Here is an 18,208-nt window from a genome sequence, read left to right on the forward strand (position 1 = left end):
CAGACAATCAATATGTACAACGATATTATTCAATTTCTTGACGAACACCGGCTGAAAGAAGCCTTAACCCAACTACATGCTCTCACCTCAGAAGCCGAAGACTGGCAACTGCAATCGAAAGCAGAAAATCTGCAAACTACTTACGGATATATGTTGCAATACGCAGCACAAGGCATGCAAGACCCGGAACAAGGTAAGCTGTATGAACGGTTGCGACGGACTGCATACGAGCTGGCCGATCAGACAGAATTAGTACGAAAAACTCTGAAAGGAAACGGATATTTTGCAAATGCATTTCGCAATGCCCGCCGAAATCCGCATCCATCCTACAAAAACATCTGCATTCAACTGGAAGGAATCACTGAAGATTTTGGCATGGCAGAATTGAATTACATGCAAGATGAAAAACAATTGCAAGCAGCCCAACTCGACATTGCTACCCGACATGCAAATAGTACAGATACCCTGTTCTCCAAGGCATGGGTTTCTCTGCTTTGGGAAGAAAATGATTTCAACGAAGCCAATGAATTGATGCAGTCGCTTTTAGTACCAGTTCTCGATCTGGCTGTTATGCTTAGTGGTGTAACCTTGAGCTTGCTTCAGTTGTTCGATCCCAAGAAGTTCCAATTCCTTCTCCAAACATACCAATCTCGTTCCGAACATCTCATTTCACAACGTGCTTTAATTGGTATAGCTCTTGTAGCCTACTATCAGGAAAAACGACTGGCTCTTTATCCTGAACTACAGGCAGCTCTTTCTCTTTTAAGTGACGATGCTAAAGTTATAGAACAACTTACCACCATCCAGATTCTGTTCCTTCTTTCCCGTGAAACAGAAAAGATTGACAAAAAGATGAGAGAAGAAATCATCCCTAAGATGATGCGTAATACAAAAATGCAAAGTCCTGACTTCAAAATCGAAGACATTGAAGACCTGGAAGACAAGAATCCGGAGTGGGAAGAAGATTTAAATCAAGTACAAAAGAGTATACAAGAATTGGGTGAGTTACAAATGGAAGGAGCCGATACTAATATGGGAACTTTTGCCCAACTAAAGAGTTTCCCATTCTTCCGACAGATTGCTCATTGGTTTTATCCATTCGACCGACAAGTTCCGGATATCATCGCTTTGTTCAACTCGAACAAGATAGCAGAAAAATCAATGATCAATATCCTGCTCCAGTCGCCCATATTCTGCAACTCAGACAAATACTCTTTTTGTCTGGCTACTGTTGCCATGCCTGAATCTCAACTTCAAATGTTAGGTTCAGAATTACCCAAACACGATGATTTGGTATATGGAGACTTCGACAAACTGAACGCAAAAATCCAGAAAGCCGATAATACCGATACCAGCAGCCGACAATATATACACGACTTGTATCGTTTCTACAAACTTTGGATGTACCGCAACGAACAGACTGATATCTTCAAAAACAAATTGGCTTTATGGAATTGTCAGGCACTCGCCCCACTTCTCCAGCAACAGGATACACTGAAGAAAATAGCCGGTCATCTGTTCTCCAAAGATTACATGGAAGAAGCAGCAGAACTTTATGAGAAACTAATCCGTACCGAACCGGATAATGCAGATTTATGGCAAAGACTGGGCTTTTCTTTACAGAAACAGAAGAAATATGCAGAAGCTGTCAAAGCTTATATGCAAGCCGATATACTTCGCCCGGACCATATTTGGACACTCAAGCATTTGGCACAATGCCATAAACGTATGCATGCGTACGAACAGGCACTGGAATACTTCAGAAAGGTAGAAGAGATGCAACCCGATAATCTCAATCTGCTGTTACAGATCGGACAATGTCTGGCAACTCTTCGTCTGTACGACAAAGCTCTGTCTTATTTCTTCAAAGTAGAATATCTGGAAAAAGCTCCGGAAAATGCACAACGAGCTATCGGATGGTGCTATTTCATGACTGGAGAATACGAAAAAGCATTGAATTTCTACCAAAAACTGCTTCATTCAGCTTCCCCACAAACAAATGACTATCTGAATGCAGGACATGTATACACAGCCTTGCAGAACATTCCACAAGCTATCGAATGTTACCGAAAAGCCGAAAAACAATGTTCTACCCATGAGGAGTTTATCAAATTGTATTTGGCCGACAAGGAAGCACTGATTGAACAGCATATTCCGGCAGAAACTATTTACCTGATGCCTGATTTGCTATAAAGCAATCTTTATAACTTAAACGATGAAGATAGCAATCGAAGAAAGCTGGGAAAAAGCCTTGCACGAAGAATTCGACAAGGCTTATTTTATCAATCTTATTTCTTTTGTAGAAGAAGAATACAGCAAATTCCACATCCTTCCCAAAAAGGAAGATCTGTTTAATGCATTTAATCATTGCCCGTTCGAGAACGTAAAGGTCGTTATTTTAGGACAAGACCCTTATCCCACTCCAGGACAAGCTTGTGGACTAGCTTTCTCCGTTCCTTCTGTAACTCCCCAACCACCCTCTTTAAGAAACATCTTTAAAGAGCTGGAAAAGGATTTAAACAAAACGGTTCCAGTATCTGGCTGTTTGGATAAATGGGCCAATCAAGGTGTTTTTCTCCTAAACTCTATTTTGACTGTTCGTAGCGGCTATTCCCAATCACATCGTAAAAAGGGTTGGGAAACATTTACCGATGCCACCATTAAAAAGCTGAGCGAACAAAGAGAACATCTAGTTTTTATGTTGTGGGGTAAATATGCCCAATCAAAAGCAAAATTGATAGACAAGCATACACATTTGATATTAACCGCTTCTCATCCCTCCCCTCGTTCTGCTCACCGTAGTTTTTTTGGATGCAGACATTTCAGTCAGGCCAATGAGTATCTGAAAAGTCATCATCTGGCTGAGATTGATTGGTAACTTTAATATAATTTTCTTTTACAATGACAGAAAACCAGTTATTCGAACAGGTTCGATTTGACGAGGTAATGCTCGATACGGAATACAGCCAATGTACATTCCATGCATGCGACTTCTCTAAAACGAATCTTCAACGCAGCAGTTTTGATACATGTCGCTTTGAATCGTGCGACTTTAGTCTCACTAAGTTTGGACACGTGTTAAGAGATGTAGTATTTACAGACTGCCGCATGACTGGAGCCGAATTTACAGAATTAAACAAGTTTTCCAACGGACTGGTATTTGAGAAGAGCATGCTGAATTATGCCAACTTTGTGGGTATCAAGATACATAAAACCGTCTTTCGCGACTGCCTTCTACACGAAGCCTACTTCGACGACAGCGACCTGACCGCTTCATGCTTCGATCTGTGCGATTTGACTCGTGCTTCTTTTCATCGCACCAATCTGGAAAAGGTAGATTTCTCCTCATCTTTTCACTTCACCATTGATCCTACCCAATGTAAACTGAAAAAGACTATCTTTCCGGAAAGCGAATTAAGAGGATTGGTAGCTCATCTGAATATCATTATTAAATAATGAATCTGATTTCATATTTTCACACAAACTGTACAGAAATTATTCATACCTAAAATATTTCATTCAAACCAAGAAAGGAAATAATCGTATTTTAATAAATGCTAATTACAAGTTGTATATGGATTATCACACTGATACTTTACAGAAAGCCATCCATATTCCTGTTCATTATTTATATTTTGTATATAGAGCCACCCTTGATAGGCATCGTATATAATATAAAAATCTTTCCATTGAGGTTTGACTATGAGAAAAGACACCTTCGAATTTAATTTTGGAGTCTGTAATACTTTAACCGTATCGGTGTCGTAACATGAAACATGTATTCCTAAATTTTTAGTTTCTATCCAGCCGCTGATTTCTTTAAATGTATTATTTACGATTATTTATCCAATAATAAAACAATGGGATAACTATTATTTCAGCCAACACAGCCGGAAGAAAAATAAAATAAGACATTACATCAGTCTTGAAGTTCCATATTGCAAAAATAAAAAAAGACAATATGATGGTAATAAGATTATGTAAGATACAATATACAATTCTTTTTTGTTTCTTTCTTGGCTTCAATAAGTAATACAACAACACATCACTCACAATAAAGACAAAAGAACCTAAGAAACAAACTAATATAATTATATCAACAATTGTTTTCATAATTTATACCCTAAATACAGGAGAATTTCTGCCCCGTTCGGTAGCTTACCGACTGCCATACATAAAAATAATATAACCGCCTATCAAGGGTCGGACACCCCTCTGATAGGCGGCACAAGAGTCGTCCTATTCTGATTATTTACCAATACGACACAATGTAAAGCAGTCGATGTCCGGTGCCCAGCAGTACGCACTACCCATACGTACTACATTATATCCCGCATTCAGTGTTACAGGAAGGGTGATTCGGGAAATCCCTTTCTCCGTATCAGTTTCCAAATCGGTCAGTAAGGTCTTCTTTCCGTTTACTTCTACTTCCAGTTTACGATATTTTCCAGGCACATAAGAAACAGTCATTTCGTATTGTCCCCCCTTTTCACTATACACCTTACTCCATTCGGCATAATTTTCCGTACTACCTCCCACGTAGCTCACCGTCATACCCTCCGAAGCACCTTCTACCGGAGTATAAGCTACAGTTTTAGGATGCTTGGCCAAATCATTAAAGCAAGGCAGATAAGCCCATTCAGCCTCATATACAGTAGGCTCAAGACGTGTTTCACCTTCTACCCGCAAAATCTTCACACTATGTGCCGGCAAAGTATAGACCAGTGCCCCTTTCAGTGTTCCTTCCGAACGGCGCTTCACCAAATCTCGTACTTTCAACTTCCCTCCTAATTCGAGAACCGAAGCAGGCACCGAAAAATGACACAACGTATCCGAAGGATTATAAAGCGCCACCGCACGCGCTGTTCCCCGCTTTTGTTCAATGTCTTTTACCAGTACATATCCATTCCCCTCATGCTGAACCACATAGGCTTGCAGCCCCAACGGATCCTGATTCAAGGCAATAAGTTCCTTATTTTTCAGAAGTTCTAATGATGCTGCCGGAATAGTAGTCATGTCACACCCTATCAGCAATGGAGAACTCATGATACACCACATCCCGAAATGCACCTCTTCTTCTTCAGGCTTCAACCCACGCCCTATCTCCAGCATGTCCATATCGTTGTAATGTCCTCCTCCCGCATAAGCAGAAAGATACAGATTCTTACGTATAATATCGCGCACCGACCACCAGTTTGGAGTAATATCCGAACTGATACGCCATGAACGGGCTATCCCCTTCACCCAGGTACCCGGATAAGCCCAACGGCAAATATTAACCGATACTTTGTGGCGGGCCACTTCTTCAATGGCCTTACAGATTTCAGTATAACGCTTCTGCTCTTCCAGTGCCAACTCCTGTCCGGCTCCGCAATAATCAATCTTGATAAAGTCGAATCCCCATTCATTGAACATCAGATCCGCATCCTGACGCTCGTGTCCATAAAGTCCTACATTGATGCCGTTCACATCATTGTCCCAGATAGAGCCACAGGTATTACTACCGGCATCCGAATAGGTTCCTGCCTTGAAGCCCAGCGAATGAATATAATCCACTATACCTTTCATTCCATTGGGAAAACGCTGCGGATGTGTATGCAGGCGTCCCGTTTCATCGCGATAGCCAAAGAAGCCATCGTCTATATTGATAAAACGGTAACCCACTTCCTTCAGTCCCGAAGCAGCCATGGCATCGGCCTGTTTGCGTATAAGTTCCTCGTTAATATTGACACGATATGTATTCCACGAACTCCATCCCATAAGCGGAGTCTCTACCTGTTGTGCTTGAACAAGAACCGGCATAAAAGCCAGTCCTATCCCACAAACTGCCCGACAGCAGCTGCTGATAAGTCTTATTTTTTCCATAGTATTACTCTTTCTTCCAGCAAATATACAACCATATTTGTTTTATCGCTATATTTGTCCCTATAAATAAAGACAGAAGATGGCAACAAGCGACAGTATAGTAATTATTCCTACTTACAACGAAAAGGAAAACATTGAGAACATCATCCGTGCAGTGTTCGGACTGGAAAAAGTATTTCACATTCTGATTATAGAAGACAACTCACCGGACGGAACCGCCGATATTGTCCGCCGTCTGCAAAAAGAATTTCCCGAACGTCTGTTCATGGTAGAGCGTAAAGGCAAACAAGGTTTGGGCACCGCATATATTGCCGGATTCAAATGGGCTATTGCACACGATTATGCATACATTTTCGAAATGGATGCTGATTTCAGTCATAACCCCAATGACCTGCCGCGTTTGTACAAGGCTTGCCACGACGAAGGTGGTGATGTAGCCATCGGCTCCCGCTATGTGAGTGGAGTGAACGTGGTAAACTGGCCGATGGGCCGTGTGCTGATGTCGTACTTTGCTTCGAAATATGTACGTATCGTCACAGGTATTCCCATTCACGATACCACTGCAGGATTCAAATGCTACCGTCGCGAAGTGCTTGAAACAATTCCATTGGACAAGATACGCTTTAAAGGCTATGCCTTCCAGATTGAGATGAAGTTTACTGCCTACAAGTGCGGATTTAAAATTATCGAAGTACCAGTGATCTTCATCAACCGCGAGTTAGGTACATCCAAGATGAACAGCAGCATTTTCGGAGAAGCCGTATTCGGTGTCATCCGCCTGAAATGGAACAGTTGGTTTAAGAAATATCCTCAAAAGAAAAATTCATAATGAAACGTACCCTCATACATCACGCCATTATTGTAAACGAAGGCAAGAAGTTTGCCGGCTCTGTAGTAATAGAAGGAGAACAGATAGCCGAAGTAATTGCAGGTGATGCACGTCCTGCACAGGCCTGCGACGAAGAAATCGACGCCAAAGGCTGTTACCTGATACCGGGTGTCATAGACGACCATGTACACTTTCGCGATCCGGGTCTGACGCATAAGGCAGATATGTCGACCGAAACAGCGGCAGCAGCGGCCGGAGGTGTCACCTCGTTTATGGATATGCCCAACTGCAACCCACAGACAACTACGCTGGAAGCCTTGAATGCCAAGTTTGCCGATGCCTCTCACAAGTGCATCGTAAACTACTCTTTCTACTTTGGGTCAACCAACAACAATGCCGACCAGTTGGCTCAGTTGGATAAGACGCATGTATGTGGAGTGAAGCTGTTCATGGGAGCCAGCACAGGAAATATGCTGGTAGACCGCATGGAGTCGCTGCGAAAGATTTTCTCCGAAGCAGGTATGCTGATTGCGACTCATTGTGAAGACCAGAATATCATCCGCCAGAACACGGAATATTATAAAGAGAAATACGGTGAAGATCTCGATATTACTTATCACCCGCTGATTCGCAGTGAAGAAGCCTGCTATCATTCTTCTGCACTGGCCGTACAATTGGCCAAGGAAACAAATGCACGCTTACATATTCTGCACATCAGTACTGCCAGAGAACTGGAACTTTTCGAAGACAAACCGATCTCAGAAAAACGCATCACAGCCGAAGCCTGCGTATCGCACCTGTTCTTCTGCGATGAAGACTACAAAACATTGGGAGCACGCATCAAATGCAATCCCAGCATCAAAACTGCACACGACCGTGATGCACTCCGCCAGGCATTGACAACCAACCGTATCGATGTCATCGGCACCGACCATGCCCCACATCTGCTCCGTGAAAAAGAAGGAGGAGCCTTGAAGGCTGTATCCGGTATGCCTACACTGCAGTTCTCATTGGTCAGCATCTTCGAACTGGTACATCAAGGTGTACTCACTGTAGAACAACTGGTACAAAAGATGTGTCATGCCCCAGCCGAACTGTATCAGATAGCCGGACGTGGATACATCCGCCCTGGTTATAAGGCCGATCTGGTACTGGTCAATCCGGAAAGTGAATGGACAGTAACCCCGGAGTGTATCCTTAGCAAATGTGCATGGAGCCCGATGGAAGGACAATGTTTCCACACACAGGTAGAGAAAACATTCGTCAACGGTACTGTTGTATACGAGAATGGAAAAGTAAATACAGCACACCGTGGACAAGCATTGACGTTCGACCGATAAGCCATCATAATTTATGCAGACAGATATCACTGTAGTAACATACGATATTCACGACCTTACCGAATACATCAACTGGATTTATTTTTTCCATGCATGGGGATTCCAGCCACGCTTTGCAGCTATTGCTGATATCCACGGATGTGACTCCTGCCGTGCCGGATGGCTGGCTTCTTTTCCCGAGAATGAACGTGCCAAGGCTGCAGAAGCCATGCAACTGCATAAGGAAGCCAACCGAATGCTGAATGCAGTAGACGGACGTTTCAAGGTATATGCGGTATATCGTCTGATGGATGCCAATGCCGACGGTGACAATCTGCTCCTGAATGGTACACGCTTCCCGTTGCTGCGCCAGCAGACACGCATTAAGCCGGAAGACCCGTTCCTGTGTCTGAGCGATTTTGTACGCCCGCTTGCATCGGGTATCACTGATACAGTGGGAGGATTTGCCACGACCATAGACGAGCGCATGGAAGAGGAGTTCAAGGAAGACGACTACAAGCATCTTCTTATCAAGACACTGGGCGAACGACTGGCAGAAGCAGCAGCCGAAAAGATACACGAAACCATACGCAAAGAAGTTTGGGGATATGCCAAAGACGAACAACTTACCATGAAACAATTGCTCAACGAAGACTATCAGGGTATCCGTCCGGCAGTGGGTTATCCCTCACTTCCCGATATATCCGTCAGCTATCTGCTTGATGAATTGATTGACATGAAACGAATTGGTATCCGTCTTACGGAAAACGGTATGATGCAACCGCACGCTTCGGTATGCGGACTGATGTTTGCACATCCGGCCTCCCGTTATTTTGCCGTAGGGAAAATTGACGAAGACCAACTGGCAGACTATGCAAAACGGAGAAATATTCCCATCGGACAAATCAGAAAATATCTGACCGCAAACCTACAATCTTAACCTTGTATAAAGACCAAACATGATACTGCTAAGAGTTACCATATTCTTCCTTTTGTTACTGCTTCTGCCAGACTGGTTCATTTATAAAACGTACCTGAAACCGCTTGGCCGTAAAAGCTGGAACCGCTTGTGGTGGACTCCTACTGTTCTGTTGCTGGCTGCTTTAGCGGCATTCCTTATCGGAGATGAAGCGTTGCACAGTTATCTGGGAGTTTATCTGGTAACAGTAATCTGCATCAGTGTACCCAAAGCATTTTTTGCCCTTCTGGCCTGGCCGGTACGATTGCTTCGGAAACGCTTTACAAGCTCTCCCATAGAAATCCCCGGACTTTGCATTCCCAGCTTACTGCTGTTTGGCTATCTGCTGTTTGGTGCCATCAAAGGAAAAGAACATTTCCAGGTAAGGGAGGTTACATTCTCCTCTCCCGATTTGCCTGAAGCATTCGACGGATACCGCATTCTACAGATTTCCGACTTGCATGTAGGAAGCTGGAAAGGAAATGCGACAGCCATGCAGCGTGCCATCGACTTGTGCAATGCGCAACAGGCAGACCTTGCTGTATTTACCGGAGATTTGGTCAACAGCCGTGCCAGCGAATTGGAAGAGTTCATACCGGTTCTTTCCCAACTTCACGCCAAAGATGGCGTGTATTCTGTGCTGGGGAACCATGACTATGCGACCTATGTGAAATGGAACAGTGAAGCAGAACGACTGGCCAATATTGATACCTTGATAGCCAGACAGAATGGAATGGGATGGCAGATGCTGATGAATGAACATGTCAACTTATACCGCGGCAACGACTCGATAGCACTTGTAGGAGTAGAAAACAGTGGTAATCCGCCTTTTCCGAACAAAGGCGATCTGCCCAAAGCAATGAAAGGTACGGAGGGAATGTTCAAGGTACTGCTGAGCCATGATCCGACTCACTGGCGACGCGAGGTACTCCTTAAAACAGATATCCAACTGATGCTTGCCGGACATACACACGATATGCAATTCCGCATTTTCGGCTTTTCGGCTTCCCGTTTCTTCTATCCGGAGCATAACGGACTATATCGGGAAGGAAACCGGGGATTGTATGTCAACATCGGATTGGGATACGTACTCTTCCCGATGCGCTTGGGAGCCTGGCCCGAAATAACTGTTCTTACGTTACGAAAAGAATAATCATTACATAAAAACATTATCGAATATGAGATTGCTATACATTATCTATCAAATCTGTATCGGACTGCCGATTTTCCTCGTGCTGACCATCCTGACTGCACTGACTACCATGGTGGGCTGCTGGTTAGGAAACGGACACTTCTGGGGATATTATCCCGGTAAAATATGGTCGCAACTGACCTGTTATCTGTTTTTGCTTCCGGTAAAAGTAACCGGATGGGAACACATCGACCATAAGACTTCGTATGTATTCGTTGCAAACCATCAGGGAGCATTCGACATCTTTCTGGTGTATGGCTTCCTGAAACGTAACTTCAAGTGGATGATGAAAAAAAGTCTGCGGAAAATACCTTTCGTAGGAAAAGCATGCGAATCGGCCGGATTCATCTTTGTAGACAAATCCAGTCCACGCAAAGTGTACGAAACCATTAAACATGCACAAAGTGTGTTGCAGGGAGGTACTTCGCTGGTAGTATTCCCTGAAGGAGCACGAACCTTTACCGGACATATGGCCGACTTTAAAAAAGGAGCCTTCCAGCTGGCCGACCAGTTACAGCTTCCTGTAGTACCACTGACTATCGACGGTTCGTTCGAAATCCTGCCTCGCACAGGTAAACTGCTTTCCTGGCATCGGATGAAGCTCACTATCCATAAACCGATATACCCTATCGGTAAAGGAAACGATAATCTGAAAATGCTGATGGAAGAATCGTACAAGGAAATAGAAAAGGATCTTCCTGAAAAATACAAAGGCAAAGTAAAGAATCCAGACCAATAAACACTGGATTTCCGGATAAAAACAAAGTCGTTAAAGAGAATTGAATGCTGTCGGCATGACATTTACACTCTCTTTAACGACTTTGCTGTTTCAGCAGGTTTCCGTCCCTCTCGCTCCGACTTATTCCGGATCCAATTCGTGAGCCGACGGCAATTGCTTCCATCCCTCTCCAAATGTATCGTACGCATCGGTCACTACCACAAACGCACGCGGATCGGCCTCTTTTATCTTCAATTTCAGACCGGCTACTTCCTTATAACTGACTACCATGAAAATCATCTCCTTATCCTCCCGTGTGTAAAGTCCACTACTTTTGATATAGGTAGCTGTACGGTCCAAGTCCTCCAGAATATACCGTCGAAGCTCTGGCAGATTCTTGTTGCTGATAATAAAAATCAATTTGTCGTTTTTCTCTCCATTGATGACATAAGCAATGACACGTGAAATCACGAATATGGATATCAGTGAGTAAAAAGACAAATGCCACGAAGGCTGGGTAGAATCATTGGCGCTTCCTATTCCGAACCCTATGACCAACAACCCGAAACATACTACCGTAGCATCGACCAGCAGAATTGCCCGGGAAAAACGTATGTGGCAATATTTCTGAAGCAACATGCCAACAATATCACTGCCTCCTGTGGTAGCCTGATTGCGGATTACAATCCCCGTACCTATTCCAATTACCGTAGCTCCAATGATACTTGTCAGCATCAGGTGCTCGGACATATTCATTGTGCCACCCAAAAGCTGTGCCGGGTCCAGGCGCTCCAGTGCTTCCTGGGTAGGGTATACCAAATGCGACATGACATTCATCAGCAAAGGAGTTATCAGTGCCGCTGCTATGGTGCGTGTTCCCAGTTTTGCTCCCAGTAAAAGGACCGAAAGAATGAGCAAAGGGATATCAAACATATAACCGAACGTACCGACCTGAATGGAAGGAAAGAGGTTGTGCAGCACGATACTTGCCCCGTACACACCTCCCGGAACAATATTATAGGGATTAATAAAGAATACAAAACCTGCGGCCAGAATGGTACATCCTAAAAGGATACTAGCCCATGCATAGATTGTCTTTTTCATACTACTATCTTATTTTTATTCAGCAAATATACAAAATTTCAGTTAAACCAGCCTTGTTTCATGCCAAAATGTCGGTCTGTGTCAGTCTTTTTCCGCGTATAACAGTAAACAAAGTTTACAAAAGTTTAATATCTGCCTGCGATAGTTTAAGAAGGTTTTCAAAGGGTTAAATAGCTCCTTTCCCTATCTGACAAAAAGGCTTGCTGGTATACTCTTTGCTTACATGTAAGTGACCGCAGGTTGAAAGACCTACGGGAAGAAAAGATAAAAATAAACAACTTAATTATAGGAGATTACAACTATGATGCCGATTAGAAAGTACAACAATCAGAATTGGTTACCGAGTATTTTTAATGATTTCTTTGACAACGACTGGATGGTAAAAGCCAATGCTACCGCTCCTGCCATTAATGTGATAGAAAGCAATACGGATTACAAGGTAGAAGTAGCAGCTCCAGGTATGACTAAAGAAGATTTCAATATCCATCTCACCGACAATAATGAGTTGGTGATCAGCATGGAGAAGAAGAACGAAACCAAGGAAGAGGATAAAGAAAACAAGAAATACTTGCGGAGAGAATTCTCATACTCCAAATTCGAACAGGCTTTGGTTCTTCCGGACGATGTAGAAAAAGAAAAGATCTTAGCCAACGTCAACGACGGTGTATTGAGCATCGTTTTGCCGAAACAGACAGCCGAAGAAAAAGCAAAAGTAAACAGAGTCATTGAGATTCATTAAACAAATAGTAACCTAACTTTTAATCCTCTTTCCCTCTCTACCCAGACAGGAAAGGGGATTTTTTATTGAATTCATCCGAAAAAACAATATACATATGTCATTCATCGATTATTATAAAGTATTGGGTGTAGACAAAAATGCCACACAGGAGGAAATAAAAAAAGCCTTCCGTAAACTGGCACGTCAATACCATCCGGACCTGAATCCGAACGACGAATCCGCCAAGGATAAGTTCCAGCAAATCAATGAGGCGAATGAGGTATTAAGTGATCCGGAAAAACGAAAGAAATACGATGCTTACGGTGAAAACTGGAAGCATGCAGAAGAATTTGAAGCACAACAGCGCCAGTATCAGGCTCAGCAGGGAAACCGCAGCCAATATTGGTACAGTGGAAATGGAAGCGATTTTACTTCCGGATTCGGAAGGAATGCAAGTGGGTTCTCCGATTTTTTCGAAGAGCTGTTCGGACATGGCGCAGCTCATTTCAGCACTCATCCTATGCAAGGAGAGGACATCCATGCGCACATGCCATTAAGCCTTCGTGAAGCGGCTGTTACTCATAAACAGACTTTCAGTATCAACGGACAAAATATACGTATCACCGTTCCTGCCGGAGTAAAAGACGGACAGACTATCCGCTTGAAAGGATATGGAGAAAAAGGAGCCAACAACGCCCCGAACGGTGATTTGTACATCACGTTCCAGATAGCAGACGATCCGTCATTCCGACGGGAAGGAGATGATTTGTATACCGATGTGCAGATAGATCTTTATACAGCCGTACTGGGAGGTGAAGTACTGGTTCACACACTGAACGGACAAGTCAGACTGAAAGTAAAACCGGGTACACAGAACAATACAAAGGTACGGTTACGTCAGCAAGGATTCCCGGTATACAAAGAGAACCGTTGTGGCGACCTGATTGTAAATTACCAGGTTACAATTCCTTCTCAGCTTACCGAAAAACAAAAAGACTTGTTCCGCCAGCTTCAAAACAGCTGACACGACAAGTCCTTTGGTTAAAGTTCTACATATTGCTATACAACCCGTACGAGACAGGTTTTCCGGCGCAGCGTGACCTGTATCCTGTTTCATCCGACGACGTCGGCTGTACAATCGGCGGCGTTGACTCTACAATCGACGACAACGATTGTACAGCCGACGTCGCCGATTGTAGTATAATACAGTTTCTATCCCCTTCTATTGATTATTCTTTATCGCGGTCTGGCGAAAAGCGGACAGGATCATTATATTGCTCCTGCAACTGAAGCAACTGTTGTTTCAAGTCGGATACAACGGCTTCGTATTCTTTCTGCCCGTACAGATTATGGAGTTCTTGCGGGTCGTTCTGCAAATCGTACAATTCCCACACATCTATATCATTGTAGAAATGAATCAGTTTGTAACGGTCGGTACGTACACCGTAATGGCGTTTTACCATGTGTTCGGCCGGATATTCGTAGAAGTGATAGTAAAGGGCCTTCCGCCAGTCTTTGGGTTGCTCACCCCGAAGCAACGGAAGCATAGACTGCCCGTGAATGTCCGACGGCACTTCTACTCCAGCCAGTTCGAGGAAGGTCGGTGCATAGTCGATGTTCTGTACCAGTTCTGTAACATCACCTCTGCGGTCGAAGCCGGCAGGCAGACGCATAATAAGTGGAGTACGCATGGATTCTTCGTACATAAAACGCTTGTCGAACCAGCCATGCTCACCCATATAGAATCCCTGGTCGGAAGTGTAGACTACCAGTGTATTATCCAACAAACCCTTTTCTTTCAGATAATCGAGCACACGGCCCACGTTCTCGTCAAGCGATTTCACAGTCTTCATATAGTCGCGCATATAACGCTGGAACTTCCATTCTGCAAGTTCTTTTCCCTGCGGATTTTTCTTGTAGAAATCTTCGATTACCGGACCATAGAACTTATCCCATGCTGCACGCTGGGCCTCATCCATACGACCGAGGAATCTTTCGTACATTGTCTTCAGACGGGACTGTTTGTCCGGACGCAGCATCTTGAGGTCGTAAATCATATCCATATCTTTCACAATACTCATTTCCTGGGCTGCAGCAGCCGGACGGCCCTCGTAATCGTCGAAGAAAGTTTCGGGCAGCGGGAAGGTCTTGTCTTCGTACAGATTCAGATGACAGGTATCTGCCATCCAGTTGCGGTGAATCGCTTTATGATGGATGAGCAGGCAGAAAGGTTTCGACTTGTCGCGTCCGTTTTCCATCCAGTCGATGGCATCATCGGTTATCAGGTTGGTAATATACCCGTGACGATGAACCGTATCGTTGTTTTGTGTAATGAAATCCGGATTGTAATAGTCGCCTTGTCCCGGCACAATCTCCCAATAATTGAAACCGGTAGGAAGACTCTCGAGATGCCATTTACCGACTAAGGCAGTCTGATAACCTGCCTTCTGCAACAGCTTCGGGAAAGTTTGCTGGGCAGAATCGAACACACAGGTCGTATTGTCGTAAAACTTGTTGGCACACGAATGTTTGCCGGTAATCATACATGCACGACTCGGACCACTCAGTGAATTGGCTACAAAGCTATTGGTAAAACGGACTCCATCTGCCGCAATACGGTCCAGATTGGGGGTTTCCATATAGCGTGTGTCATAGCAACTCATCATCTGGGCCGTATGATCGTCGGTCATGATGTAAACGATATTATATTTTTTCTGTTCTTCCTGCTTCTGCTGACAGGAAGAAGCTACAGCACTCAACGTAGCAAATCCTGCCACTGAATAAAACAAACTTGTATTCTTCATCTTAAATCATTTATTATAGAAGGTATTTTTTTAATATAAAGGAAGTCCATAGCGTCCGTCTACGATATCTTCCAGCTTTTCACTCATCACTTTCAGTATTTCCGGATACTGAGTCGCCACATTGTGCTTCTCCTGAGGATCTTGCTTCAGATTATACAACTGAGGTTCTTTACTGTTTCCCAGTTCGATGTTTACATTATACTCATACGCTGCACCTCCACCCGGACGGATGTATTTCCACTCTCCGGAAAGTAAAGAAAGATTGTTGGCTGCATTTTGGGTAACCAGTGTTTCACGTCCAATTTTATCCTTGCCTGTCCATGCATCCAGCTGTGGCCGACTGTCGGGAGCTGCACCTTGGGGGATATCCGCTCCAACTACTTTTGCCAAAGTAGCCATCCAGTCTATCTGGCTGACCAAAGCATCGGAAACCTGTCCGGACTTAATCTGAGCCGGCCAGCTCCAGATACAGGGGACACGGGTTCCGGCTTCGTAAGCACTATACTTTCCTCCTCTGTATATTCCTCCCGGCTTATGATTGCCCAACAATTCTACCGCCTGGTCTTTATATCCATCGTCTACTACCGGACCATTGTCGCTCGAAAGAATAACCAAAGTGTTTTTATCCAGTCCCAAACGCTGTAAAGCATCGAGTACCTGCCCTACCGTCCAGTCGAATTCAAGCAGGCAGTCGCCACGAGGCCCCATTCCACTCTTACCGGCAAACTGCTCTCCCGGTACACGGGGAACATGGGCATCTTGTGTAGCCAGATAAAGAAAAAATGGTTTATCTTTCTGCTGTTCGATAAAGCGGATGGCCTTCTCGGTCAAGGTTTCTGCAATTTTCTCGTCTTTCCAAAGTGCTTTCTTTCCCCCTTTCATATAGCCGATACGGGAAATTCCGTTCACAATGGTCATATCGTGCCCGTGCGACGGATGCATACGCAACATTTCAGGGTGTTCTTTTCCGGTAGGTTCACCGGGGAAATTGGCTTCGTAACTGACTTCTATCGGATCCGAAGGGTCCAGATTGTCTACCCGGTCATTTTCTACAAACACACAAGGAACGCGGTCGCCTGTAGCAGCCATAATATACGAATAATCGAATCCCAAATCGCGTACACCGGGAGTAAGGGTTTCATTCCAGTTTTGTGTACCTTGCTTATCTCCTAAGCCTAAATGCCATTTACCGACTACTCCGGTCGTATATCCTGCACTTTTGAAAAGATCGGCCATCGTATAACGTTCCGGACGGATAATCATACCGGCATTACCGGCAGCAATTCCGGTCCCCTGCCGACGCCACGCATATTCCCCTGTCAGCATGGCATAGCGAGAAGGCGTACTGGTAGCTGCTGCAGCATGCGCATTGGTAAAACGGATACCGTTTGCAGCCAAACGTTCCACATGTGGAGTATGAATGGTAGTCGCTCCGTTACAGCTTAAATCACCGTAACCAATATCATCGGCATAAATAAATACCACATTCGGTCTGTCAGCCCCTCGATTGGCTCCATATACATTGGCTACTGTAGCCATAATAGTCATAGGAAGTAAATAAGAATATTTCTTCATAGATTGTTTTTTAAAGTAAAACAAAGAGAATTGTATCACTAAACACAGATAGGGATACAATAATAGTTATCGGAAAATCCGCGCTAAGATACGAATTATTCCCGATAACAAAAGGATACAGGTCTGTTTATTTATTCTTTCGGAATAGTGAGCTGGAGCAGCTCTTCCATATTTCCATTGAATACATTCAAGTCTACCGATTCATCGATTCCCGGCAATGTTCCCACATCGGTATGCTGCCAGAACTTCCACTGCCCTTTGTATTCCACTGAATCTACATAATAATGGGCTATCCAATATGGATATGAATCGAATATCGAATCGTTGAGATAACGGTTCTTGAACTTATAAGAAGTATAAAGAATAGGCTTTACATGATAATGTTTCTCAATCTTGTCAAGCCATATTTTCAAATCGCGACGTAGCTTGGGAACGTCCTTGCTGCGTGTTTCAATATCAAGAACAGGAGGTAAATCTCCGGGTTCAAGTTTTACCGAACGGATAAAGAAATCGGCCTGACGGGCTGCATCGGTCTTTGGATTATAAAAATGATAAGCACCGCGAATAAAGCCATACTGACGGGCCATATCGAAATTGCGTACGAAAGCTGTATCACTGAAATCGCCTCCTTCGGAAGCTTTCATAAAGACAAAACGAACGGGGAAAGGAGTTTGCTGGGTTTTATGTAATTCTTCCCAATCTATTTTCCCCTGATGATGTGATACGTCGAACCCATGTACGCTATATCCTTGAGGCAAACATACACCATAGGCTTTCACACCATAACAAGGTTTCCACCGGTAAGTATAGGGACGAATGAAAAAGTAATAAAAGACAATCACAAACAAAGCAGCAGACACTCCCAGAATCACATACTTCAGCCACAAGGGAATAGAAGAATATTCAGAGTCTTTCTTCTTTTTCCGGTTTCCTGAAGCAGCAGATTTGGAGCGTACAGTCTTTGTGCGCTTTTGTTTCGCTGTCTTACGCGTTTTATTTACCACCTGTATGGGCGGTTCTTTCACCATATCGTCTCTTTTTTTACATTTAAAAATGTCATCCCGAACAAGAGGAAATACATCCGGCACGCATCGCATGCCCTGTCTCCCCATGTTCAGAATGACAT

At 44.0% G+C, this 18,208-nt stretch carries 15 protein-coding genes; 10 read left to right on the forward strand and 5 right to left on the reverse strand.

The window, feature by feature from the left end:
• The first annotated feature begins 12 nt into the window (after positions 1-12).
• From WKU26_RS04770 to WKU26_RS04780, 3 genes are read left to right on the forward strand one after another with little or no spacing between them, the layout of a single operon-like run.
• Positions 13-2,193, forward strand: a complete 2,181-nt coding sequence (locus WKU26_RS04770; protein WP_340321098.1) for a tetratricopeptide repeat protein — start codon at positions 13-15, stop codon at positions 2,191-2,193.
• Between the two features lie 22 nt (positions 2,194-2,215).
• A complete protein-coding gene (ung, locus tag WKU26_RS04775) occupies positions 2,216-2,878 on the forward strand; it encodes a uracil-DNA glycosylase (RefSeq protein WP_340321099.1) in 663 nt (220 codons plus the stop codon).
• A 23-nt stretch (positions 2,879-2,901) separates the two neighbouring features.
• Entirely contained in the window at positions 2,902-3,456 is a 555-nt protein-coding gene (locus WKU26_RS04780; protein ID WP_340321100.1) for a pentapeptide repeat-containing protein, read from the forward strand.
• Between the two features lie 792 nt (positions 3,457-4,248).
• Here WKU26_RS04780 and WKU26_RS04785 read toward each other — a convergent pair.
• A complete protein-coding gene (locus tag WKU26_RS04785) occupies positions 4,249-5,802 on the reverse strand; it encodes an alpha-galactosidase D (RefSeq protein ID WP_340321128.1) in 1,554 nt (517 codons plus the stop codon).
• A gap of 142 nt (positions 5,803-5,944) precedes the next feature.
• Here WKU26_RS04785 and WKU26_RS04790 point away from each other — a divergent pair, with 142 nt between their 5' ends.
• The 5 genes from WKU26_RS04790 to WKU26_RS04810 are packed head-to-tail and all read left to right on the forward strand — an operon-like array spanning position 5,945 to position 10,902.
• Positions 5,945-6,694 (forward strand): polyprenol monophosphomannose synthase, encoded by a 750-nt coding sequence (locus WKU26_RS04790; RefSeq protein ID WP_269877882.1) that lies wholly within the window; start codon positions 5,945-5,947, stop codon positions 6,692-6,694.
• Entirely contained in the window at positions 6,694-8,034 is a 1,341-nt protein-coding gene (locus WKU26_RS04795; protein ID WP_340321101.1) for a dihydroorotase, read from the forward strand. The genes WKU26_RS04790 and WKU26_RS04795 overlap by 1 nt, the downstream gene beginning before the upstream one ends.
• A 13-nt stretch (positions 8,035-8,047) precedes the next feature.
• Positions 8,048-8,953: a vitamin B12 dependent-methionine synthase activation domain-containing protein gene (locus WKU26_RS04800; protein ID WP_340321102.1), complete on the forward strand. Its 906-nt coding sequence runs from the start codon at positions 8,048-8,050 to the stop codon at positions 8,951-8,953.
• Between the two features lie 19 nt (positions 8,954-8,972).
• Positions 8,973-10,124, forward strand: coding sequence for a metallophosphoesterase (locus tag WKU26_RS04805; protein WP_340321103.1), 1,152 nt, complete (start codon positions 8,973-8,975; stop codon positions 10,122-10,124).
• Between the two features lie 25 nt (positions 10,125-10,149).
• Complete coding sequence (locus WKU26_RS04810; protein ID WP_269877877.1) at positions 10,150-10,902, forward strand: lysophospholipid acyltransferase family protein; 753 nt, start codon at positions 10,150-10,152, stop codon at positions 10,900-10,902.
• 120 nt (positions 10,903-11,022) lie between these two features.
• On the opposite strand, the gene WKU26_RS04815 is transcribed toward WKU26_RS04810, so the two are convergent.
• Entirely contained in the window at positions 11,023-11,985 is a 963-nt protein-coding gene (locus WKU26_RS04815; protein WP_340321104.1) for a YitT family protein, read from the reverse strand.
• 301 nt (positions 11,986-12,286) lie between these two features.
• On the opposite strand from WKU26_RS04815, the gene WKU26_RS04820 reads away from it, so the two are divergent.
• Both WKU26_RS04820 and WKU26_RS04825 read left to right on the forward strand, forming a co-directional pair.
• Positions 12,287-12,724, forward strand: a complete 438-nt coding sequence (locus WKU26_RS04820; RefSeq protein ID WP_340321105.1) for an Hsp20/alpha crystallin family protein — start codon at positions 12,287-12,289, stop codon at positions 12,722-12,724.
• Positions 12,725-12,818: 94 nt separating this feature from the next.
• Entirely contained in the window at positions 12,819-13,727 is a 909-nt protein-coding gene (locus tag WKU26_RS04825; RefSeq protein ID WP_269877874.1) for a J domain-containing protein, read from the forward strand.
• 205 nt (positions 13,728-13,932) lie between these two features.
• On the opposite strand, the gene WKU26_RS04830 is transcribed toward WKU26_RS04825, so the two are convergent.
• The 3 genes from WKU26_RS04830 to WKU26_RS04840 all read right to left on the reverse strand — a co-directional run bounded on the left by WKU26_RS04830 (position 13,933) and on the right by WKU26_RS04840 (position 18,110).
• Complete coding sequence (locus tag WKU26_RS04830) at positions 13,933-15,507, reverse strand: sulfatase family protein (RefSeq protein WP_340321106.1); 1,575 nt, start codon at positions 15,505-15,507, stop codon at positions 13,933-13,935.
• A gap of 30 nt (positions 15,508-15,537) precedes the next feature.
• Complete coding sequence (locus WKU26_RS04835) at positions 15,538-17,055, reverse strand: sulfatase-like hydrolase/transferase (protein ID WP_445323215.1); 1,518 nt, start codon at positions 17,053-17,055, stop codon at positions 15,538-15,540.
• Positions 17,056-17,213: 158 nt separating this feature from the next.
• A complete protein-coding gene (locus tag WKU26_RS04840; protein ID WP_338157918.1) occupies positions 17,214-18,110 on the reverse strand; it encodes a glycoside hydrolase family 25 protein in 897 nt (298 codons plus the stop codon).
• Positions 18,111-18,208 lie beyond the last annotated feature (98 nt).

Origin of the sequence: Phocaeicola sp. HCN-40430, from assembly GCF_037890285.1 — a bacterium.
GTDB lineage: Bacteria > Bacteroidota > Bacteroidia > Bacteroidales > Bacteroidaceae > Phocaeicola > Phocaeicola acetigenes.